At 73.5% G+C, this 20,941-nt stretch carries 21 protein-coding genes; 11 read left to right on the top strand and 10 right to left on the bottom strand.

Going from position 1 to position 20,941, the window contains the following annotated elements; all coding sequences use genetic code 11:
* Positions 1-15 precede the first annotated feature (15 nt).
* From AB0C01_RS23800 to cofC, 5 genes are read right to left on the bottom strand one after another with little or no spacing between them, the layout of a single operon-like run.
* On the bottom strand, positions 16-894 hold the full coding sequence (locus tag AB0C01_RS23800) for an NUDIX hydrolase (protein ID WP_357572146.1): 879 nt from the start codon (positions 892-894) through the stop codon (positions 16-18).
* Entirely contained in the window at positions 882-2,402 is a 1,521-nt protein-coding gene (locus AB0C01_RS23795; protein WP_357572145.1) for a CYTH and CHAD domain-containing protein, read from the bottom strand. Before AB0C01_RS23795 ends, AB0C01_RS23800 begins: the two co-directional genes overlap by 13 nt.
* 24 nt (positions 2,403-2,426) lie before the next feature.
* Positions 2,427-4,793 carry an RNA degradosome polyphosphate kinase gene (locus AB0C01_RS23790; protein WP_357572144.1) on the bottom strand — a complete coding sequence of 789 codons (2,367 nt, stop codon included), beginning with the start codon at positions 4,791-4,793 and terminating at the stop codon, positions 2,427-2,429.
* Between the two features lie 54 nt (positions 4,794-4,847).
* Positions 4,848-5,045: a hypothetical protein gene (locus AB0C01_RS23785; RefSeq protein WP_030335323.1), complete on the bottom strand. Its 198-nt coding sequence runs from the start codon at positions 5,043-5,045 to the stop codon at positions 4,848-4,850.
* Positions 5,046-5,081: 36 nt separating this feature from the next.
* Positions 5,082-5,729, bottom strand: coding sequence for a 2-phospho-L-lactate guanylyltransferase (gene cofC, locus AB0C01_RS23780; RefSeq protein ID WP_357250535.1), 648 nt, complete (start codon positions 5,727-5,729; stop codon positions 5,082-5,084).
* Between the two features lie 127 nt (positions 5,730-5,856).
* On the opposite strand from cofC, the gene AB0C01_RS23775 reads away from it, so the two are divergent.
* The 5 genes from AB0C01_RS23775 (at position 5,857) to AB0C01_RS23755 (ending at position 10,845) form a co-directional block, all read left to right on the top strand.
* The gene (locus AB0C01_RS23775; protein WP_357572143.1) at positions 5,857-6,594 is read left to right on the top strand and encodes a lysophospholipid acyltransferase family protein; all 738 of its coding nucleotides are present in this window, start codon (positions 5,857-5,859) and stop codon (positions 6,592-6,594) included.
* A 58-nt stretch (positions 6,595-6,652) separates the two neighbouring features.
* Positions 6,653-7,660 (top strand): NAD(P)H-dependent glycerol-3-phosphate dehydrogenase, encoded by a 1,008-nt coding sequence (locus tag AB0C01_RS23770; protein ID WP_357250529.1) that lies wholly within the window; start codon positions 6,653-6,655, stop codon positions 7,658-7,660.
* A gap of 7 nt (positions 7,661-7,667) precedes the next feature.
* Complete coding sequence (locus tag AB0C01_RS23765; RefSeq protein WP_357572142.1) at positions 7,668-8,798, top strand: cystathionine gamma-lyase; 1,131 nt, start codon at positions 7,668-7,670, stop codon at positions 8,796-8,798.
* On the top strand, positions 8,795-9,574 hold the full coding sequence (locus AB0C01_RS23760) for a putative protein N(5)-glutamine methyltransferase (protein ID WP_357572141.1): 780 nt from the start codon (positions 8,795-8,797) through the stop codon (positions 9,572-9,574). The genes AB0C01_RS23765 and AB0C01_RS23760 overlap by 4 nt, the downstream gene beginning before the upstream one ends.
* Positions 9,575-9,795: 221 nt before the next feature.
* Positions 9,796-10,845: an ROK family protein gene (locus AB0C01_RS23755; protein ID WP_357250521.1), complete on the top strand. Its 1,050-nt coding sequence runs from the start codon at positions 9,796-9,798 to the stop codon at positions 10,843-10,845.
* A gap of 101 nt (positions 10,846-10,946) precedes the next feature.
* Here the strand turns inward: AB0C01_RS23755 and AB0C01_RS23750 are convergent, their stop codons facing one another.
* Complete coding sequence (locus AB0C01_RS23750) at positions 10,947-11,147, bottom strand: DUF397 domain-containing protein (protein WP_357250519.1); 201 nt, start codon at positions 11,145-11,147, stop codon at positions 10,947-10,949.
* 6 nt (positions 11,148-11,153) lie between these two features.
* Positions 11,154-11,999, bottom strand: coding sequence for a helix-turn-helix transcriptional regulator (locus AB0C01_RS23745; RefSeq protein WP_357250516.1), 846 nt, complete (start codon positions 11,997-11,999; stop codon positions 11,154-11,156).
* Between the two features lie 278 nt (positions 12,000-12,277).
* Here AB0C01_RS23745 and AB0C01_RS23740 point away from each other — a divergent pair, with 278 nt between their 5' ends.
* Both AB0C01_RS23740 and AB0C01_RS23735 read left to right on the top strand, forming a co-directional pair.
* Positions 12,278-12,496 carry a hypothetical protein gene (locus AB0C01_RS23740; protein WP_357250513.1) on the top strand — a complete coding sequence of 73 codons (219 nt, stop codon included), beginning with the start codon at positions 12,278-12,280 and terminating at the stop codon, positions 12,494-12,496.
* 195 nt (positions 12,497-12,691) lie between these two features.
* Positions 12,692-13,792, top strand: a complete 1,101-nt coding sequence (locus AB0C01_RS23735) for a D-alanine--D-alanine ligase family protein (RefSeq protein WP_357250510.1) — start codon at positions 12,692-12,694, stop codon at positions 13,790-13,792.
* Positions 13,793-13,837: 45 nt separating this feature from the next.
* Here AB0C01_RS23735 and AB0C01_RS23730 read toward each other — a convergent pair whose 3' ends face one another.
* On the bottom strand, positions 13,838-14,521 hold the full coding sequence (locus AB0C01_RS23730) for a DUF3515 family protein (protein ID WP_357572140.1): 684 nt from the start codon (positions 14,519-14,521) through the stop codon (positions 13,838-13,840).
* Between the two features lie 9 nt (positions 14,522-14,530).
* A complete protein-coding gene (locus AB0C01_RS23725; RefSeq protein WP_013284547.1) occupies positions 14,531-14,764 on the bottom strand; it encodes an Lrp/AsnC ligand binding domain-containing protein in 234 nt (77 codons plus the stop codon).
* A gap of 96 nt (positions 14,765-14,860) precedes the next feature.
* On the opposite strand from AB0C01_RS23725, the gene AB0C01_RS23720 reads away from it, so the two are divergent.
* Positions 14,861-15,850, top strand: coding sequence for a thiamine-phosphate kinase (locus tag AB0C01_RS23720; protein WP_357572139.1), 990 nt, complete (start codon positions 14,861-14,863; stop codon positions 15,848-15,850).
* 29 nt (positions 15,851-15,879) lie between these two features.
* Positions 15,880-16,341, top strand: a complete 462-nt coding sequence (locus tag AB0C01_RS23715; RefSeq protein WP_357250502.1) for a GNAT family N-acetyltransferase — start codon at positions 15,880-15,882, stop codon at positions 16,339-16,341.
* Positions 16,342-16,429: 88 nt separating this feature from the next.
* Here AB0C01_RS23715 and rpmB read toward each other — a convergent pair whose 3' ends face one another.
* A complete protein-coding gene (gene rpmB, locus AB0C01_RS23710; RefSeq protein ID WP_091671657.1) occupies positions 16,430-16,621 on the bottom strand; it encodes a 50S ribosomal protein L28 in 192 nt (63 codons plus the stop codon).
* A 302-nt stretch (positions 16,622-16,923) separates the two neighbouring features.
* Here rpmB and AB0C01_RS23705 point away from each other — a divergent pair, with 302 nt between their 5' ends.
* Positions 16,924-18,537 (top strand): DAK2 domain-containing protein, encoded by a 1,614-nt coding sequence (locus AB0C01_RS23705; protein WP_357250499.1) that lies wholly within the window; start codon positions 16,924-16,926, stop codon positions 18,535-18,537.
* Positions 18,534-20,783 carry an ATP-dependent DNA helicase RecG gene (gene recG / locus AB0C01_RS23700; RefSeq protein WP_357572138.1) on the top strand — a complete coding sequence of 750 codons (2,250 nt, stop codon included), beginning with the start codon at positions 18,534-18,536 and terminating at the stop codon, positions 20,781-20,783. Before AB0C01_RS23705 ends, recG begins: the two co-directional genes overlap by 4 nt.
* Positions 20,784-20,941: the final 158 nt, after the last annotated feature.

The following is a 20,941-nucleotide window of genomic DNA, read 5'->3' as shown; positions in this document are numbered from 1 at the left end:
CCCGCGTGGCGGGGACTAGAGGCGGTCGGCGGCGAGCAGCCGGTCGCGGCCGAAGGCGAGCAGCCAACCGCCGCCCTTGGGGGTGTTGAAGTCCTCGTCGGTGCGGCCGGTCAACCGTTGCAGGGCACCCGGCAGCACCTTGCCCTGGCTGCACACCGCCACCTGCCCACCGGCGGTGGCCAACTCCAGCAGCCTGGCGGCGGTGGCGAGGATCTGCTCGTCGGCCTGCTGGCCGGGCTGTGGCTCGTCCAGGTCGCCGCAGATCTCGATCGGCAGGTCGAGCAGCGCGGCGGCCGGATCCAGTGTCTGCACGCAGCGTCGCGGTGACGCCGACACCAGCCGGGCCGGTCGGATCAGGGCCACCAGATCGGCCAGCGCGGCCGCCTGCGCCCACCCCTTGGCGTCCAGGGGGCGGCCGACGTCCGGGCCGGACCAGGTGGCCCGCTTACCGGCGTGCGCGTGCCGGACCAGCGCGACAGTCGCGGTGACCGCCGGCAGCGCGGCGAACGCCGCCAGCACCTCGGCATCGTGCGGGTAGCTGACCAACTGGATCGCGTCGTCCACCGCGAGCCACCGAATGTCGTCCACCTCGGTGTTCGGTTGGAAACCGCCGCGGGCCACCGCGAGCATCGACCAGTAGTCGACGAGCTTGTCCTGCCCCTCGCTGCGGTACCGCACCGACGGCAGCCGCACCTGCGGTACGCCCCGGACGTCGGCCTCCTCGGCGACCTCGCGTACGGCGGCGGCCAGCGCGTGCTCACCCGGCTCCAACTTGCCCTTCGGTAGCGTCCAGTCGCCGTAGCGGGGGCGGTGCACCACGCAGACGCGTACGCCCTCGGGGGTCGGCCGCCAGGCCACCCCGCCCGCCGCCCGGATGCCGATCACGGCAGCCAACTGGTCCGCCGCCGTCGGGTGGCCCGGTGCCAGGCGGCCGGGAAGAGGTCCCGCATCCGGCGTACCGACAGGCGTTCCCGCTCGGCCAGCCGCCCGGCGGTGACCGCCAGCTCGTGGTCGTCCGGCCGCTCGGCGGCGACCTCCAGCCAGGTGTCCGCCGCCACGGCCGCATCCTGGTGCTCGCCGAGCACGTCCTGCACACCGGCCAGGGCGCGGGACAGCCGGCGCGCGCCCTTGCCGACGGTCGTCGCCACCGCGTTCACCGCGTACCGGGCCTGTTTGCCCTCCTTGCGAACGGCGTGCCAGCGCTCGTCCGGCGCCTGGGCGTCGAGCCCGTCGACGCCGTCCGGCCCGGTCAGCCGCCGCCAGGGCCGGGCCACCAGCGCGGGCAACGCCTCCGCCGCGGGCGCAGCCGCCGCGCGGGTGAGTCGGGGCGCGCGGGCGGCCAGCACCAGAGCGTCCACCAGGGCCAGGTAGCGCGGGGAGCGCATCGCCTCGTCGATGGCGGCGAGCGCCTGCCCCTGCCGTTGGGCGAGCACCTCGTCCAGCCGGTCCACCGCGCCCTGGTCGAGAGGGCTGAGCGGATCGGCGCTGGCGGTGTCCCGCAACCGCTTGCGCAGCACCTCGGCGTCGCGGGCCGCGCCGAGGACACCGGCCAGCCACCGCAGCTCGTCGCGCAGCGGGCGGGACCAGGTCTTGCGGATGAGTGGCTTGAAGGTACGCAGATCACTGCGCAGGCGTCGACAGGCCACCCGCATCTGGTGCACGGCGGTGTCCCCACCGCCGGCCGGGGCGCGCAGCCGGACCAGGGGGTCGTGCGCCAGCAGCCGGCGGATCTCCTTGCGGACCGCTTCGGTCACCACGTCGCCCGCGCTCGCCTCGGCGGTCAGCCCGGCCGGCGTGACCAGGTCCGGATCGGCCTGCGCCGCCGCGCCCAGCGCCCGTACGTGCTTCGGGGTGAACGACCCGCCCTGGGCGCCCGCCTCCCGCAGCACCGCCCCGATGCGGTCGAGCAGCTCGCGGTCGCCGGCCTTGCGTTCCACCTCCAGCTCGCGGAACGTGTCGGTGGTGGCGCCGGAGTCGTCCAGCACGGTCACCCGGTCGTCCACCACCTCGGCGAGCACGGTGCCGGCCTTGTCGCACACCTCGTACGCGTGCCGGACCGTCCGCACCACCGTCACCGGGGCCAGCGGCGCACCTCGGTGCAGGACGGTGACTAGCTCCACCAACTCCGGTGGTGGCTGCCCCTTCGGCCCCGGGCGGGAGATCTCGTGCCGGACGCCCGGCGTCCCGGTCGGCAACTTCACCGTCCAGGGCAGCTCGTCGCCCTTGCGGTGACGCAGTGAGGCGCCGGCGCGGGCCAGCCGCAGGTCGACGGTGTCGAGATAACGGGCGACAAGCGTCACCGCCGGCAGTGCCCGGACCCGACCGCCGGCCGGGGCCGTGGCGGCCAGATCCGGCAGCACGTAGGCGTCGTCCACCTCGTACTTCTGCTCCTCCTCAACCATCAGCCAAGCCTATGCGGTGATCGGTCAGCCGGCCGTGCCACCGACGCGGCGCAACAGCAGTTCCTGCAGGTGCGCCCGGGCGTTGTCGTCGGCGCTGGTCCGCCGGGTCCAGCTGCCGTCGCCGGCCAGCTCGAACGCGTCCACATCGGGGCTCATCGCGGCCGTCAGCACGTGATCCAGCTCGGCTCGGGCGATCGGGTCGGTCACCTGCACCAGCGCCTCCACCCGACGGTCCAGGTTGCGGTGCATCAGGTCGGCCGAACCCATCCAGAACTCGGCCTCGCCGTTGTTGCCGAACCGGAAGACCCGCGAGTGCTCCAGGAAACGGCCGAGGATCGAGCGGACGCGGATGTTCTCCGACAGCCCGGGCACCCCGGGACGCAGCGTGCACATGCCCCGGATGAGCAGGTCGACGTGGACGCCGGCCTGGGAGGCCCGGTACAGCGCGTCGGTGATCCCCTCGTCGACCAGCGAGTTGACCTTGAACTGGACCAGGCCGGGCATGCCCAGTCGAACGTGCGAGATCTCCCGCTCGATCCGCTCGATGAGCCCGCTGCGAATGCCCTGCGGGGCGACCAGCAACCGCCGGTACGCGGTCTGCCGGCTGTAGCCGGTGAGGACGTTGAACAGGTCGGTGAGGTCCGCGCCGATCTCCGGGTCGGCGGTGAGCATGCCGAAGTCCTCGTACAGTCGGGCGGTCTTCGGGTGGTAGTTGCCGGTGCCGATGTGGCAGTAACGGCGGATCTGGTTGCCCTCCTGGCGGACCACCAGCGCGGTCTTGCAGTGCGTCTTCAGGCCGACCAGGCCGTACACCACGTGGCATCCGGCGCGTTCCAGCGTGCGGGCCCAGCCGATGTTGGCCACCTCGTCGAAGCGGGCCTTCACCTCCACCAGCACCACCACCTGCTTGCCGGCGGCGGCCGCGTCGACCAACGCGTCGACGATCGGGGAGTCGCCGCTGGTGCGGTAGAGGGTCTGTTTGATGGCCAGCACGTTCGGGTCGGCGGCCGCCTGCTCGATGAAGCGCTGCACGCTGGTGGCGAACGAGTGGTACGGGTGGTGCACCAGGATGTCCCCGTCGCGCAGGGTGGCGAAGACGCTGCGCGGCACCTCGCCCTCGGCGAGCCGGGGGTGGGTGGAGGGCACGAACGGTGGGTCCTTGAGGTCCGGCCGGTCGGCCTCGCCGTAGACCTGCCACAGCGCGGACAGGTCCAGCAGGCCGGGCACCCGCAGGACGTCCTGGTCGTCCATGTCCAACTCGCGGACGAGCAGCTCCAGCACGTGGTCGGAGATGGACGCGGCCACCTCCAGGCGCACCGGCGGGCCGAACCGCCGCCGGGCCAGTTCCCGTTCCAGGGCCTGCAACAGGTCCTCGTCGCGGTCCTCGTCGACCTCCACCTCGGCGTTGCGGGTGACCCGGAACAGGTGGCACTCGACCACCTGCATGCCGCTGAACAGCTGGCCCAGGTGCACCGAGATCAGGTCCTCCACCGGCAGCATCCGCACGCCCGGCTGGTCCCGGTCCACGCGGACGAAGCGGGGGACGTTGTTGGGCACCTTCACCCGGGCGAACAGCTCCGAACCGCCATCGGGGTCGCGAACCGCCACCGCCAGGTTCAGCGAGCGCCCCGAGATGTACGGGAACGGGTGCGCCGGGTCCACCGCGAGCGGGGTCAGCACCGGGAAGATGTGCTCCCGGAAGTAGGTGCGCAGGCGTTCCCGCTCCGGGTCGCCCAGCTCAGCCCAGCGCAGGATGCGGATGCCCTCGTCGGCCAGCCTGGGCAGCACGTCGTCGACGAAGCAGGCGGCGTGGCGGGCACCCAGTGCCCCGGTGCGCTCGGCGATCAGCTCCAACTGGGTCCGCAGCGGCAGCCGGTCCCCGCCGCGTACCGGCAGGCCGGCGGAGAGCCGCCGCTTCAGCCCGGCGATCCGCACCATGTAGAACTCGTCCAGGTTGCTGGCGAAGATCGCCAGGAACTTGGCCCGTTCCAGCAGCGGGGTGCGCTGGTCCTCGGCCAGGGTGAGCACCCGGGCGTTGAAGTCGAGCCAGGACAGCTCCCGGTTGAGGAACCGGTCCTCCGGCAGCGGCGTCGGCGGCGGGGCGTCCTCGTCCTCGTCGCCGGCGCCGGCGCCGGTCGGCAGGTCGTCGGGCAGGACCTGGTGGACGCCGCCGCCGGTCGGGCCGGTCGCCTCGACGGTCGGCCCGGGGTCGAGGACCTCGTCCAGCCCGGAGGAGGCGCCGCCGGGATCGTCGGCGAGGGTGTCGGCGCGGGCGGCGCCGGCCCGTTCGGCACGGGTCGGGCGGAAGCGGCCGTCGGTGCCGCGCGTACGGGAGCCGTTGCGGAGGTCGGTGGCGGGCGGGTTGGCCGGGTGCTCGCGAGGGGTGCTCACCCGCTCATAATCACCCGATTACGGTTAACGCAAAATGAACTTGGGCCCGCCGGCTCAGATCATCGTCGGCAATGTCACCCGGACGACCTCTCCGTCGGGATCGGTGTCGATGCGAACCCGCTGGCCGAGCCGGAGCAGCCGCAGCCCGGAGGCGTCGAAGGCCCGGGCGGGGAAACGCATCTCGGTGCCGTCGTCGAGCAGCAGGACACCGCTGCGCGTCGCCGCGTCGTAGCTGGCCACCGTGCCTTGCATGCTGGCACCGTACACCCGGCGGGCGGACCGGGCGGGTCAGCCCGCCGAGCGGGCCGGACGGGCGGCGGTGACCAGCGCGGCGGTGCGCGGCCCCAGCCCGAGCCGGGCGGCGGCGGTCAGGTCCGCGGCGGTGTCCACGTCCCGGCGCAGGCTGGGCCAGTCGCCGCTGAGTGGCAGCGCCCCGCTCGCCGCGTGCGCGGCCGCCGAGCCCACCCCGAAGCGGGGGTCCAGCGGTACCGCCGGCGGCGCGGTGAGCAACACGGTGCCGGTGCCCGGCGCGTCGGGCACGAAACGGCGTACCACTTCTCGCCCGTTCTGCGCCGCGAGCAGCGCGCCGGCCAGCTCGGCCGGGCGCAGCGCCGGCAGGTCCGCCGTGAGCCCGGCCACCCACCCGGTGGTCGTTCCTGCCGCGCCGTGCCGGAACGCGGCGTTCAGTCCGGCGGCCGGCTCGTCGGGCAGCACCCGCGCGCCGGCGGACCGCGCCGCCGCCGCCACCCGGTCGTCGTCGGTCACCACCAGGGCCTCGGCGACCGCCGGGCAGGCCAGCACCGCGCGGAGCGTGTCGGCCGCCAGGGCCAGCGCCAGCTCCTCGTGGGGTACGTCCGGCAGAGCGCCCCGCAGTCGGCTCTTGGCCGCCGCCAGATGCTTCACCGGCACCACCACGGCCCACCTCGGCTGACTCACGCCCGCAATCCTGCCAGGGGGACGGCGGGACCCTCGCTGGCCGTACCGGGGGCGAGCAGGCATGATTTCCGCTGCGGGTGTCGCGGGCGGGGTTTCGCGGCGGGTTGGGGCGCGACGAGGAGGCAGAGTGGCACGGCGGAGGCTGGGGTTCTGGCAACGGTTCGCCGTGGGGCTGGTGAAGCCTGTGATGACCGTGTGGACCCGGCGGACCTGGCGTGGCCAGGAGCACCTTCGACACGACGGCGGCATGATCATCGTGGCGAACCACATCTCGCACGCCGACCCGCTGGTCTCCGCGCACTTCATCTACGACTCCGGGCGCTGGCCGCAGTACCTGGGCAAGGCCAGCGTGTTCCGGGTGCCGGTGGTCGGCTGGATCCTGCACCGGTGCCGGCAGATCCCGGTCGAGCGGGGCAGCGTCGACGCGGTCCGCTCACTGGACTCCCTGGTCGCCGCGCTCGACCAGGGAGGCGCCGTGGTGATCTACCCGGAGGGCACCACCACCCGGCAGCCCGAGCTGTGGCCGATGAGGGCCAAGACCGGTGCCGCTCGGCTGGCCCTGGCCACCGGGGCTCCCGTCGTACCGGTGGTGATGTGGGGACCGGAACGGCTCTTCGACCCCCGGACCAGCCGCGTCAACCTGCGCCCCCGGATTCCGGTGACAGTTGTCGCCGGGGAACCGATCGACCTGAGCCGGTGGGCGGATGCCCAGCCGACCCGGGCCACCCTCGAGGAGATGACGGACACCATCATGTTGCGGCTGCGGGACATGCTCGGCGAGGTCCGCGGCGGCACCCCGCCGCCGCTGTGGGAGCGACCGGCCCGGTCCTCCGGCGGGCGCGAGCAGCAGGGCGAGGCGGCGTGAACGGGCGAAGCGTCAGCTCCGGCACCGGGGTCGCCCCGACGCGCTCCGGAGCGGTCGCGTGACCGGCCACGTCGCCGTACTCGGTGCTGGTTCCTGGGGCACCGCGTTCGCCAAGATCCTCGCGGACGCGGGGCGGGACGTGACCGTGTGGGCCCGTCGCGCGCCGGTCGCCGAGAGCATCCGCACCGAGCGCCGCAACCCGGAGTACCTGCCCGGTGTGCTGCTGCCGGCTCGGGTCACCGCCACCGCCGACGCGGCCGAGGCGATCACCGGCGCCGAGGTGGTGGTGCTGGCCGTGCCGTCGCAGACCCTGCGCGGCAACCTCGCCGAATGGGCCGGTCACCTGCACCCCGACTCGACCCTGGTGTCGCTGATGAAGGGCATCGAACTCGGCACCACCAAACGGATGAGCGAGGTCATCGTGGAGACCGCCGGGGTCGCCGCCGACCGGGTGGTCGTGGTCTCCGGCCCGAACCTGGCTCCGGAGATCGCCGCCGAGCAACCCGCCGCGACGGTTGTCGCCGGGACGAACAGCCACCGCACCGTGCTCGTGCAGTCGTCGATCCGGACGCCCTACCTGCGCCCCTACACGAACGACGACGTGATCGGCTGTGAGCTGGGCGGTGCCGTCAAGAACGTGATCGCCCTGTCGTACGGCATCGCCACCGCGATGGGTTTCGGCGACAACACCCGGGCCATGCTGATGACCCGGGGGCTGGCCGAGACGGCCCGGTTGGGCGTGGCACTCGGCGCGGACCCGATCACCTTCGCCGGCCTCGCCGGCATGGGTGACCTGGTCGCCTCCTGCTCGTCCCCGCTGGCCCGCAACCGCACCTTCGGTGAGCATCTGGGCCGCGGGGAGACGCTGGAACAGGCCCAGGCCGCCACCCGGCAGACCGCCGAGGGTGTGAAGAGTTGCCTGGCGATCCGAGACCTGGCCCGGGCGCACGGTGTGGAGATGCCGATCACCGAGCACGTCGAGCGGATCTGCCACGAGGGGATGGACCCGCGCCTCGCCGTGGACACGCTGATGAGCCGGACCGCCAAGCCCGAGTCGTACGAGTGAGGAACCGATGAGCGAACTGGGTGACGGCACCCGCTGCGTACGCGCCGGCCTGCCCGAGCCGGCGCCGGGGGACCCGTTCCTGCCCGGCCCGGTCTTCGCCGCGCCGTACCACCTCGACCCGTGGCAGGGCCAGGGCGAGTCGCCGAACGGCTACGGCCGCCCGGACAACCCGACCCGGCGGCTGCTGGAGGCGGCCGTGGGCGAGTTGGAGGGCGGGGACTGCCGGGTCTTCGCCAGCGGCCAGGCCGCCATCACCGGGGCGCTGCTCACCCTGCTGCGCCCGGGGGACACCGTGGTGCTGCCCGCCGACGGTTACTTCCCGGTCCGGGCGTTCGCCACCTCCGTGCTGGAGACGATCGGCGTGCGGGTGCTCTTCGTGCCGACCGTCGGGCCGTACCCGTCCTTCGAGGGGGTCCGGCTGGTGCTGGTGGAGACCCCGGCGAACCCTGGCCTGGACGTGGTCGACGTGGCCGCCCTGGCCGAGCGGACCCACGCCGCCGGCGCCCTGCTGGCCGTGGACAACACCACGGCCACCCCGCTCGGTCAGCGCCCGCTCGACCTCGGCGCCGACCTGGTGGTGGCGTCCGGCACCAAGGCGCTCACCGGTCACTCCGACCTGCTGCTGGGCTACCTGGCCAGCCGGTCCGCCGAGGTGATCGACGCGGTGACGCTCTGGCGTACCGGCACCGGGGCGGTACCGGGCGCGTTCGACGCCTGGTTGGCACACCGGTCGCTGGCCACCCTCGACCTGCGCCTGGCCCGGCAGAGCGCGAACGCCGCCGCCGTCACCGATCTGCTCGCCGGCCGGTCGGACGTGACCGGGCTGCGCTGGCCGGGGCGGCCGGACGACCCGGCGTACCCGGTGGCCTCGGCGCAGATGCGCCGGATGCCCGGGGTGCTCTCCTTCGACCTGGGTACCGCCGACCGGGTGGGCCGCTTCGTCGAGGCCGCCCGGCTGGTGGCGGCGGCGACCTCCTTCGGTGGCCTGCACACCACCGCCGACCGGCGGGCGCAGTGGGGTGACGACACCGCGCCCGGCTTCGTCCGGTTGTCCTGCGGTGTCGAGGACACGCCCGACCTGGTGGCCGACATCGCCGCCGCCCTGGACGCGGCCGGACCGCTCCGAGGGGGCGTGTGACAGTCACCGATCGGCCTGCGCTGGTACGCCGGCTGCGTGCCGCCGGCTGCGTCTACGCCGAGGACGAGGCCGATCTGCTGCTGGCCGCCGCCGACTCCCCGGCGACGTTGGTCGACCTGACCGACCGTCGGGTGGCCGGCGAGCCGTTGGAGTACCTGCTCGGCTGGGCGGAGTTCTGCGGTCTGCGGATCGCCGTCGACGCGGGCGTCTTCGTGCCCCGCGGTCGGACGGCCCTGCTGGTCGAGGTGGCGGCCGGATTGACCGGGCCGGCGCCGGCGGTGGTCGACCTGTGCTGCGGCTCCGGGGCCACCACCGTCGCGTTGGCGCATCGGCTCGCGCCGCGCTGGCTGGCCGCCGCCGACATCGACCCGGCGGCCGTGGCGTGTGCGCGCCGCAACCTCACCGGCCTGCCCGCCGAGGTGTACGAGGGTGACCTGTTCGCGCCCCTGCCATCGGAATGGCGGGGTCGGCTGGACCTGGTGGTCGCCAACGCCCCGTACGTGCCGACCGACGCGGTGGCGCTGATGCCGCCGGAGGCGCGGCTGCACGAGGCCCCGGTGGCGCTCGACGGCGGCCCGGACGGGCTGACCGTGCTGCGCCGGGTGGGTGTCGGGGCGGCCGACTGGCTGGCCCCCGGTGGGCACCTGGTGGTCGAGGCGGGCGTCACGCAGGTGGACGCGCTCTGCGCGGCGTTCGAGGCAGCCGGCCTGGTGCCGGACGTGCGGCACGACGAGGACCTGGACGGCACCGCGGTGACCGCCCGACGTCCCGACTGAGTCCGCGTTGCGGGTGGCACCGCGTTGGGCCGCCGCTCGGCGGAGGCCACGGCGTTGTCGAACTGACCGCGTCCCGCGTGGAACCTGACTTTGTGGTCAAACGGGACGTGCGGTGACGCCTGTCGGTGCCTCCACCCGCAAGCGGGTGGCCGGGCGTGGCGGGGAAGAGGGGTTGGCACTAGCCTCGGCTCACACTCATGACGGGCGGGAGGCGGTTTTCGGTGGGCAGCGCAGGGGTGCCGGTGGTCGTCGGGCTGGACAACGGCGGCACCAGCAACAACGCCACCGTGCTGACGGTGGACGGCCGCTTCCTGGTGGACGGGCTGTTGGAGATCCCCAGCGAGGTGCGGTCCGGGCCGGAGGCGGCGATCGAGGCGCTGGCCCGAGCGCTGGACGGCGCACTGGCGCAGACCGGCGTGCCGCGCGAGTTGGTCCGGGCGGTCGGGTTGGACACTCCCGGCCCGGCCAGCGCCGACGGCGTCATCTCGTCGCGGGGTTCCACGAACTTCTCCCAGCCGGCGTGGCGGGGCTTCGACGTGCGGGGCGCGTTGGAGCGACGGCTCGGCCTGCCGGTGGTCTACCACAACGACGGCAACGCGGCCGCGCTCTACGCCCACCACGTGCACTTCGGCGACGACGCGATGAGCCGCTCGTCGGTCTCCGCGATCGTCGGCACCGGCCTCGGCGGCGGTGTGGTCGAGAGTGGTCGGGTGATCGCCGGCGCCGCCGGGATGGCCGGGGAGCTTGGTCACGTGCACATCCCCCTGGGCGGGCTGCTCGGCCCGGAGCAGTCGGAGCCCACCTGCGCCTGCGGCTTCACCGGGGACGTGGAGAGCATCGCCTCGCTGACCGGCATCGAACGCAACCTGCTGCCGTACTGGCTGACCCGCTATCCCGACCACCCGCTCGCCGCCGAGCCGGTGGCGCGGGCGGCGAAGTTGGTCCGGGGGTACGGCGAACGGGGGGACGCCCTCGCGCGGGACCTCTTCACCCAGCAGGCGATGGCGTTGGGCCGGCTGTTCACCGTCGCGGCGAACTTCACCGATCCGCACGCGTACTTCGTCGGTGGTGGGGTGGTGGAGGCGGCAGTGGAGTTCCGGGACTGGTTCCTGGCGACCGTCCGCGAGCACACCGTGCTCCGCGAGGAGCAGGCGGCGGTCGCGACCTTCGCGCTGGTGCCGGAGCGGGACATGGCAGGTGCCCGGGGCGTGGCGATCGCCGCGTTGGAGGCGCTGCGTGCCGTCCCGGAGCCCCGGCCACTGGTCGCCTGAGACCGGCCCCGCCCCGGCCGCCGCGCCGAGTGGTCGGCGGCGCGGGGGCCGGGGCGGCGGGTGCTGGCGCAGCCGGTCGGATCGGCGGCTCGGCCTCCCGGTCAGCCCAGGGGCGGCGCCTGGGCGAAGGCGGCCCAGGCGGCCGGCGGGAACAGCAACGCCGGCCCGGACGGGTCCTTGGAGTCGCGGACGGCCACCAGCCGAGGGATGGCGGCCACCTCCACGCAGGCGCCCTGGTCGCCGCTGCGGCTGCTCTTGCGCCACGCCGCCGCGGCGATGGCCGCTGTGATCGTCGGTGTCATCGGTCCTTACCGTCCCTTCAGGGTTGTCAGGAGCATTCCGCGGCTGTCCGCCGGGCTGAGCGCCACGCTGCGGAGATGCTCCATGATCTTGGTGCAGGTACGTGTCTCGCCGGCGCGGTCGAGGATCATCTGACCCGCCACGGTCTCCACCGACGCGATGATCGGGTCCTCCGGGTCGGCGAACTCGAGGATGTGCAGGGAACCCCGGGTGCCCCGGTGGTAACCGGCGGAGAGCGGGATCACCTGGACGCTGATGTTCGGCAGCTCGGCCATCTTGACCAGGTGCCGGAGTTGCCCGTCCATCACCGACTGGTCGCCGACCGGGCGTAGCAGCGCGCCCTCGTCGATGATCGCGTCGAGGATGGGTGGTTGGTCGCCGGTGAGCCGCTGTTGCCGGTCGAGCCGGACCTTGACCCGCTGCTCCACCAGGTCGTCGCCGAGGGTGTGCGGCCCGCCGCGCATCACGCCACGGATGTAGTCCGCGGTCTGGAGCAGACCGGGCACCACGGAGGGCTCGAAGTTGGCGATGGCGGTCGCCTCGGCCTCCAGCGCGATGAAGTCGATGGTGCGGGGATCCAGCAGGTAGGAGTACGACACCCACCAGCCCGGTTTGCGGGCGTCCTTGGCGAGCTGCACCGCCGCGGACACCTCCTCGGCACCCACCCCGTACGACGTGAGCAGCGCGCGCACGGTCGCCGGGGTGATCAGGGTCTGGGCGTTCTCGTAGCGGGAGAGCGTGCTGCGGGTGCTGTTGATCTCATCTGCGGCGGTTTCCAGCGTCAGGCCGGCGGCTTCCCGGTGGTGGCGCAGGGCGATGCCGAGCCGGCGGGCGCGGGCTGTCTTCGGGGCCATGCATCGATGGTCGCACACATCGATGGGAACGTCTGCATGGGAGGAACCTCGACGAGAGTTGCATTCATGGCCGTGAACGTGTCAATCTGTTAGCGCGTCCTCACCGCCGGTTGTCGTGGCGACGGTGGTGGTGAGCGACCGGAGGGATGGGGCGCGCGGCGATCGGGTTTCTCCCCCGTGCCCGATCGTCGCGTGCCGCGCCATCCCGGCCCACCGGAAGGAGACGACGACGTGCGTACCGTTCCGGAGTCCTGTGCCGTTCACCCGGTCGGCCGCCGATGACCCGCTTCCTGGTGGTGCTCACCGACGTACGTCCGGTCGAGGGTGTCGACCGCGACGAGCGGACCGTGCCCGAGCGGCGGCGGCAGGTGGTCGGCGCCAGCAGCCGAGAGGCCGCCGACCGGATCGCCGGAGCGTTCATGGCGCTGGGGATGGTGCGCGCCGGTCGGCAGCGGGTGAAGGTGATCGCGGTCGGCCGCCGGCACTCCCGCGACTGACCACGTACCGGCCACCCGTCCAGCGCAGGGCAATAGTCCGATCACGCACCGTATATGCTCTGCTGACCGATCGCCGTGTCGCGCTGTGGCTCGCCGGGTATCGCCTCGTCCCATCGCCACGCACAGTAAGGTCAACCGGGTGAGCGCCATCGGCGAGCACGACCAGCCCCAGTCGCGTACGAAGAGGTGACCGGAGTGACCACCCCAGGCAAAACCCGCGTGGCGATCGTCTTCGGCGGCCGCAGCCCGGAGCACGGCATCTCCTGCGTCAGCGCCGGCAGCGTGTTCGGCGCGCTCGACCCGGACGAGTTCGAGGTGGTGCCGGTCGGCATCACCCGAGCCGGCCAGTGGGTGCTGACCAGCGGAGACCCAGCCCAGCTCGCGATCGACGCCCGTCGGCTGCCGGAGATCACCGCCGACTCCGGGGACGACATCGTGTTGCGTGCCGACCCGACCGGCAACGGACTGATGGTGCTCGACCCGACCGAGGGCCCCCGGGTGCTGGCCGACGTCGACGTGGTCTTCCCGGTGCTGCACGGCGCGTACGGCGAGGACGGCACCATCCAGGGAATGCTGGAGATGGCCGGCATCCCCTACGTCGGGGCGAACGTCTTCGCCTCCGCCGCCGCCATGGACAAGGAGTTCACCAAGAAGCTCTGCGCCGTCGAGGGCATCCCGGTCGGCACGTACGCCGTGCTGCGCAGCGGGATGACACTCAGCGAGCAGGACAAGGAGCGGCTCGGCCTGCCGGTCTTCGTCAAGCCGTCCCGGGCCGGATCGTCCTTCGGAGTCAGCAAGGTCACCGACTGGGCGGATCTGGACACCGCGGTCGCCGCCGCCCGGCAGTTCGACCCGAAGGTCATCATCGAGTCCGCGATCGTCGGCCGTGAGATCGAGTGCGGCGTGCTGGAGGGCGAGGCCGGTGGCACGCCCGAGGCGTCCGTGCTGGCCGAGGTGCGGGTCGTCGCGGACCACGACTTCTACGACTTCGAGGCGAAGTACCTCGACGACTCCTGCGAGTACGACATCCCGGCCGAACTGCCGGAGCGGGTGACCCGCCAGGTGCAGGAGTACGCGGTCCGCGCATTCACCGCGCTGGACTGCGCCGGCCTGGCCCGGGCCGACTTCTTCGTCACCCCCGAGCTGGACGTCTATCTCAACGAGATCAACACGATGCCCGGGTTCACCCCGACGTCGATGTTCCCGCGGATGTGGGCGGCTTCCGGCCTGGAGTACCCGAAGCTGGTCAACCGGCTGATCCGTACCGCCCAGCGGCGCGGCGTCGGCCTGCACTGAGTCACCCGGTCCCCCCGCGCGGCTCGGTCGGCGTGGGGGGCCAGCTCAGCGTTGGCAGCCGGACGGGATGGCGCCGCCGGAGGGCACGCTCGCCACGATCGTGCTGGAGATCGACGGCACCCACTGCAACGGCTGCGCGTACGCCCGCGGGACCCGTACCTCGATCGACGTCTCGCGGTCGACGGTGGTGAGCACCGTCTGCTCGCCCTGCTCGGTCAGGTGCCAGCAGACCCGGTTGACCGTCCAGACCTCGTCGGTGGCGGGGAAGGTCGGCTCGGTGCCCCCGCAGGCCACGGTGAGCGCGGGGTCGCCGTACGCCGCGTTCTGCTCCGGGCCGGCGGTGACCGGCCGCTGGGCCAGGTCGCGGATGCTCGTCGGCAACTGGGAGAGCAGAGCCCGGCAGACCGTCGCCGGGCGGGCGGCCAGCGCCGGGGCGGCCATCTCCACCGGTGCGGTGGACTGCACTTGGGCGGTGGTCGCGGACGGCGACGGCGTGGCGGCCGGTGCGTCCGGGGTGAGCTTGGTGAAGGCCAACACGGCCACCAGCAGCGTGATCGGCAGCGCGATCAACGTGGCCAGCAGAGCGGCGCCCCGGATGGTCCGGTCCCGCCCGGCCGGCGCGGCGGCGGCCGGGTCGGCCGACGCACCGGTACCGTCAGCCGGCTCGGGTGTCCCGTCGGACTCGTCGCGCGCGCCGTCGTCGTCCAGAGCAGCGGAGGAGTTCGTCATCTCGTCCACCTACAGCCGCACCACCGAACACGTGAGGGTGCGGGTGATGCCAGGCACCATCTGCACCTTGCTGACAATGAGTTTGCCGAGTTCGTCGACGGTGTTCGCCTCGGTGAGGACGACCACGTCGTACGGACCGGTGACGGCGTCGACGCGCACCACGCCGGCGAGGTCCGCGATGAGACCCGCCACGTCACGTGCGCGGCCCACCTCGGTCTGGATGAGGATGTACGCCTGTACCACGACTAGACCTCCGTCCGTCGCCGCCCGGGAGCGGCCCGAAGGGTGAAACTACCTTACGGACCAGGTCTGATCCCTATCGGTCGTCAAGGAGCAGCGGTGAGCGAGCACGGCGGGGCCGGGCGGAACGGGCGGAACGCCGGCGGCGGCGCCAGCGTGTCCGGGATCGGGGAGTTCGGGCTGATTAGCAAGATCACCGCCCGACTGGCGTACGGACCGACGACGCTGCTCGGCCCGGGCGACGACGCGGCGGTGGTGGCCGCGCCGGACGGGCGGGTGGCGGCCTCCACCGACGTTCTGGTCGACGGACGGCACTTCCGGCGGGACTGGTCCTCCGCCCGTGACGTCGGACACCGGGCGGCGGCGGCCAACCTGGCCGACATCGCGGCGATGGGTGCCACCCCGACCGCCCTGCTGGTCGCCCTCTGCATGCCTGCGGACCTGGACACCGGCTGGGCGGAGGAGTTGGCCGACGGCCTCTCCGCCGAGGCGGCCACGGTCGGCGCGAGCGTCGTCGGCGGCGACATGTCGGCCAGCCCCACCCTGACCGTCGCGGTCACGGCGCTGGGCGACCTCGCGGGCCGCCCGCCCGTGCTGCGCTCCGGTGCCCGACCCGGGGACGTGCTCGCCCTGGCCGGGCGCACCGGGTACGCGGCAGCCGGGCTGACCGTGCTCACCCGGGGCTTCCGCACTCCCCGGCTGCTGGTCGAGGCGTACCGGCGGCCGCAGGTGCCCTACCCGGCCGGCCCGCAGGCCGCCCGGCTCGGCGCCACCGCGATGATCGACGTGTCGGACGGGCTGCTCGCCGACCTCGGGCACGTGGCGGCGGCCAGTGGCGTCGCGATCGACGTGCGCCGCGACGCGTTCGAGGTGCCCCGGCAGATGGCCGACGCGGCGCGGGCGCTCGGCGTCGACCCGTACACCTGGATCCTCGCTGGTGGCGACGACCACGCTCTGGCCGCGACCTTCCCGCCGGCGGTGGTGCTGCCGTCGGACTGGCGGCCGATCGGGATGGTCACGGACGGTGTTGGTGTGACGGTCGACGGCGCGCCCCACGAGGGCCCGGCCGGCTGGGACCACTTCCGGTGACGCCCGGCGCCGGTCGTATTCTGGGTACCGTGAGTGAGATTGAGATTCGGACCGTGCGGTTCGACGCACCGGTGGCGCAGCAGTTGATCAACGCCGCGCTGGGCGACCTCGCGGTCCGCTACGGGGGCTCCGGTGACGACACCCCGGTCGACGCGACCGAGTTCGAGCCGCCCGACGGCGCGTTCCTCGTCGCCTACCTGGCCGGCGAGCCGGTCGGCTGCGGTGGCTGGCGCAGCCACGGCGCGGACACCGCGGAGCTGAAGCGGATGTACACGGCCCCGGCGGCGCGGGGGCGGGGCGTGGCTCGGGCGGTGCTGGCTGCCGTCGAACGATCGGCCCGCGACCAGGGCCGCAAGCGGGTGGTCCTGGAGTGCGGCGACAAGCAGCCCGAGGCGATCGCCATGTACGGCTCCGCCGGTTACGAGCGGATCCCGAACTTCGGCTTCTACAAGGACTCGGAGGGCTGCGTCTCGTTCGGCCGCACACTCTGACCGGCGGCGTGTGGCGGGCACACGACAGAGCCGGCGGACCTCAGGGTCCGCCGGCTGAGCCGTACGAGAAGTGTGTGGTGCCGCCGCGTCAGGCGCGGGTGACCTTGCCGGCCTTGATGCACGAGGTGCAGACCTGCAGCTTCTTGGTGTTGCCGCCACCTGCCGGGGTGCGCACCGACTGGATGTTCGGGTTCCAGCGGCGGTTGGTCTTCTTCTTGGACCAGGGCACGTTGTGGCCGAAGCCCGGCCCCTTGCCACAGACGTCGCACACGCTAGCCACGGGATACTCCTGGGATTGAAACGTTCATGAGGTTGTCGGCAGAGGTGCTGCACGGGCAACCGCGTCAGCCTACCCGATGTCCCGCCGAGGTGACCAACCGCCCTGGCCCGGTGAAATGGCCGCTCCTCCGCGAGTGGGTGGTGGTCGGCCCGCCGGGTGACGGCGGTGGTTCCGGCGGCAACTGTACCTGGAGGGCGGATCCCGTCCCTCCGGGCCGGGGGGTGGGCCTGCCGTGCGCGGGGGCAACCGGACACGCCGGACGAGCCCGACGCGTGTCGGTGCGCGCCAGTAGGCTTCTGGCCGTGCTGGACACCCTCGACGCCGCCGCGGTGCGCCGTTGGTGCGCGGGTGGGTTGGCCGCGCTGAAGCGTCACCAGGGCGAGATCGACCAGCTCAACGTCTATCCGGTGCCCGACGGCGACACCGGCACCAACCTGGTGCTCACCCTCACCTCCGCCCAGCAGGCCCTCGCGATGGATCTGGACACCCTCCCCGACAGCGGCCCGACGGCGCACGGGCACGCGCTGCGGCTGATGGCCCAGGGCGCGTTGCTCGGCGCACGGGGCAACTCCGGGGTGATCCTGTCGCAGATCCTGCGAGGTTTCGCCGACGAGGTCGCCGTGGCCCCCGCGGTGCGCGGCCGGGAGTTGGCCGCCGCGCTGCGGTCCGGCGCCGCCGCCGCGTACACCGCGGTTGCCCGGCCGGTCGAGGGCACCCTGCTCACCGTGGTCGCGGCGGCCGCCGCCGCGGCCGACCGGGCGGACAGCGACGACCTGGTGGCGGTGGCCCAGGTCGCCGCGCGGGCGGCGGCCGAGGCCCTCGCCCGGACCCCGGAGCAGCTGCCGGCGCTGGCCCAGGCCGGTGTGGTCGACGCGGGTGGGCGCGGGCTGTGCGTGCTGCTCGACGCCCTCGTCGAGGTGCTGACCGGGGAGAGCGCCGGCCAGCCGGCACCATCGCCGCGCACCGCCCGTCCGGCGGCCACCGTCGCCCGGGAGACCGGTTCCGACGAGTACGCCTACGAGGTGCAGTTCCTGCTCGATGCCCGGTCCGAGGCGGTGGCCGGGATGCGGCGAGCGCTCGACGCACTGGGGGATTCGCTTGTCGTCGTCGGCGACGGGCGTGAGCCGGAGAGCACCTGGAACGTGCATGTGCACGTCAACGACGTGGGCGCGGCGGTCGAGGCGGGCGTCGCGGCCGGCCGCCCGTACCGGATCTCGGTGACCCGGTTCGCCGACCAACCGGAGCCGCCCCGCGGCCCGGTCTCGGACGGCCGGGCCGCGGTGGTGGTGGCCACCGGCGGCGGCATCGCCGAGCTGTTCGCCGCGGAGGGCGCCAGCGTGGTGCCGGGCAACCCCTCCACGGGCGAGCTGCTCGACGCGATCCGCGGCACCGGCGCGGCCCGGGTGGTGGTCCTGCCCAACGACCCCGACACGGAGGCGGTGGCGAACGCGGCAGCCCGCGAGGCCCGTCGGCACGGCATCACGGTGAGCGTGGTGCCGACCCGCTCGCCGGTGCAGGCGCTGGCCGCCCTCGCCGTCCGGGACGGAGACCGCCGCTTCGAGGACGACGTGATCGCGATGGCCGAGGCCGCCGGGGCCTGCCGTTACGCCGAGGTCTGCCACGCCGGGCGCGAGGCGCTGACCGTGGCCGGCCCGTGCCGTCCGGGCGATGTGCTGGCGCTGGTCGAGGGGGAGGTGCACCTGATCGGCACCGACCTCACCGACACCTGCGCCGCCGTGGTCGACCGGATGCTCGGCGGCGGTGGCGAGATGGTCACCCTGCTGTCCGGGGTGGACGCCCCGGCCGGGCTCACCGATGCCGTCCGCGCGCACGTCGCGCGACGTTGGCCGTTCGTCGAGGTGCACGCGTACCCGGGCGGCCAGCCGTTCTATCCGCTCCTGGTAGGGATCGAATGACCGAACCAGCCACCGTCGACACTCCGCTGAAGAAGCTGGTCGGGGACAAGACAGCCAAGGCGCTGGCCGCGCACCTCGATCTGCACACGGCGGGTGACCTCGTCTACCACTTCCCGCGTCGCTACGACGAGCGGGGCGAGCACACCGACATCCGCTCGCTGGACGTCGGCGAGCAGGTCACCGTGCTGGCCCAGGTGCAGCGCACCGCCGTCCGCCCGATGCGGCAGCGACGGGGCAACCTACTGGAGGTGACCGTCGGTGACGGCTCCGGTGGGCTGCTGACGTTGACCTTCTTCGGCAACCAGGCGTGGCGTGAGCGGGAGCTGCGCCCCGGCCGGTGGGGGCTGTTCGCCGGCAAGGTCACCGAGTTCCGGGGCAAACGGCAGCTCAACGGCCCGGAGTACGTCCTGCTCGGTGACGGTGGAGACGGCGAGGTGGCGGCCAGCGACGAGATCGAGGAGTTCGCCGGTGCGCTGATCCCCGTCTACCCGGCCGCCGCGGCCGTGCCGACCTGGGTGATCGCGCGTTGTGTGCGGGTCGTGCTGGACACGTTCACCCCGCCGGACGATCCGCTGCCGGACGGCGTGCGGGCCAGCCGCAAGCTGGTCGGGCTGGGCACCGCCTTGACGGAGATCCACCGGCCGTCCAGCAAGGAGGCTCTGCACCGGGCGCGGCGGCGGCTCAAGTGGGACGAGGCGTTCGCCGTCCAGGTGACGCTTGTGCAGCGCAAGCACCGGGCGGCCGACTGGCCGGCGAAGGCCCGCGCGGCCCGCCCGGGCGGGCTGCTGGACGCCTTCGACGCCCGACTGCCGTACGAGCTGACGGACGGTCAGCGTGACGTCGGCGTGGAGATCGCCGGGGATCTGGCCAACCCGCACCCGATGCACCGGTTGTTGCAGGGTGAGGTGGGCTCGGGCAAGACGGTGGTGGCGTTGCGGGCGATGCTCCAGGTGGTCGACGCGGGCGGGCAGGCGGCTCTGCTGGCGCCCACCGAGGTGCTGGCCGCCCAGCATCACCGCGGCATGCTCGACCTGCTCGGGCCGTTGGGGCGGGCCGGAGAACTCGGGTCCGCTGAGCATGCCACCCGGGTCGAGTTGGTCACCGGCTCGCTCGGGGCGGCGGCGCGGCGGCGGGCGCTCGGCGAGGTGGCCAGTGGCGCCGCCGGCATCGTGCTCGGCACCCACGCACTGCTCTACGAGGGGGTCGACTTCGCCGACCTCGGCCTGGTCGTCGTCGACGAGCAGCACCGCTTCGGCGTGGAGCAACGCGACGCGCTGCGAGCCAAGGCCGACCAGCCGCCGCACGTGCTGGTGATGACGGCCACCCCGATCCCGCGCACGGTGGCGATGACCGTCTACGGCGACCTGGAGGTGTCCACCCTCTCCCAGTTGCCCCGGGGCCGGTCGCCGATCGCCTCGCACGTGGTGCCGGCCGCCGAGAAGCCGGCCTACCTGGACCGGGCCTGGCGTCGGCTGCGCGAGGAGGTGGCCGCCGGCCACCAGGCGTACGTGGTGTGCCCGCGAATCGGGGATTCGAGGTCCGGGGCCGGAGCGGCCAACGCGAAGGCGCCGGACTTCGAACTCGGGCCGACCAGCGACGAGGAACCGCCACCCGAGGACGACAACGGCCGCCGGCCGCCGCTGGCGGTGACCGAGGTGGCCCCGCTGCTGGCCGAGGGGCCGCTGCACGGGCTGCGGATCGGGGTGCTGCACGGTCGCCTGCCGGCCGACGAGAAGGACGCGGTGATGCGCTCCTTCGCCGCCGGTGACCTGGACGTGCTGGTGGCGACCACCGTGATCGAGGTCGGCGTGGACGTGCCGAACGCGACCGTGATGATCGTGTTGGACGCCGACCGGTTCGGTGTCTCCCAACTGCACCAGCTCCGGGGCCGGGTCGGCCGAGGCGCCGCCGCCGGGCTCTGCCTGCTGGTCAGCGAGGCGGCCGAGGGTTCGTCGGCACGGGAACGCCTGGACGCGGTGGCGTCCACCAGCGACGGTTTCACGCTCGCCGAGCTGGATCTGGAGCAGCGCCGCGAGGGCGACGTACTGGGGGCCACCCAGTCCGGGCACCGTTCCCACCTGCGGCTGCTGTCGCTGCGCCGCGACGCGGACCTGATCCGCGACGCCCGCGCCGAGGCGATCACCCTGATCGAGGAGGACCCGGACCTGACCGGCAACCCGGCGCTGGCCGCCTCGGTCGCCGCGCTCGTCGACGAGGAACGCGCCGAATACCTGGAGAAGGGCTGACGGGTCCGCCACGCGGCAGGGGATTGGCGAACACACCGAGGGCGGGGGGGCGCCGGGGGGGGGGGGGCCCCCGGGGGGGGGGGGTGGGGGGGTGGGTGTGGGGGCGAATGCGCACCGCCGCCCACCGCCCCCACGGAACCAAACACAACACACCACCC

The organism is Micromonospora sp. NPDC048905, from assembly GCF_040649655.1.
Taxonomy (GTDB): Bacteria; Actinomycetota; Actinomycetes; order Mycobacteriales; family Micromonosporaceae; genus Micromonospora.
The sequence above is the reverse complement of the archived record's forward strand: the minus strand, read 5'-3'. Positions and strand labels throughout refer to the sequence as shown.

Bases quoted from the DNA above. Each gene is read 5' to 3' on its own strand.
- AB0C01_RS23795 (WP_357572145.1), bottom strand. From the start codon at position 2,402: ATGGTTGAGGAGGAGCAGAAGTACGAGGTGGACGACGCCTACGTGCTG.
- AB0C01_RS23785 (WP_030335323.1), bottom strand. From the start codon at position 5,045: ATGCAAGGCACGGTGGCCAGCTACGACGCGGCGACGCGCAGCGGTGTC.
- AB0C01_RS23765 (WP_357572142.1), top strand. From the start codon at position 7,668: ATGAGCGAACTGGGTGACGGCACCCGCTGCGTACGCGCCGGCCTGCCC.
- AB0C01_RS23750 (WP_357250519.1), bottom strand. From the start codon at position 11,147: ATGACACCGACGATCACAGCGGCCATCGCCGCGGCGGCGTGGCGCAAG.
- AB0C01_RS23745 (WP_357250516.1), bottom strand. From the start codon at position 11,999: ATGGCCCCGAAGACAGCCCGCGCCCGCCGGCTCGGCATCGCCCTGCGC.
- AB0C01_RS23740 (WP_357250513.1), top strand. From the start codon at position 12,278: ATGACCCGCTTCCTGGTGGTGCTCACCGACGTACGTCCGGTCGAGGGT.
- AB0C01_RS23730 (WP_357572140.1), bottom strand. From the start codon at position 14,521: ATGACGAACTCCTCCGCTGCTCTGGACGACGACGGCGCGCGCGACGAG.
- recG (WP_357572138.1), top strand. From the start codon at position 18,534: ATGACCGAACCAGCCACCGTCGACACTCCGCTGAAGAAGCTGGTCGGG.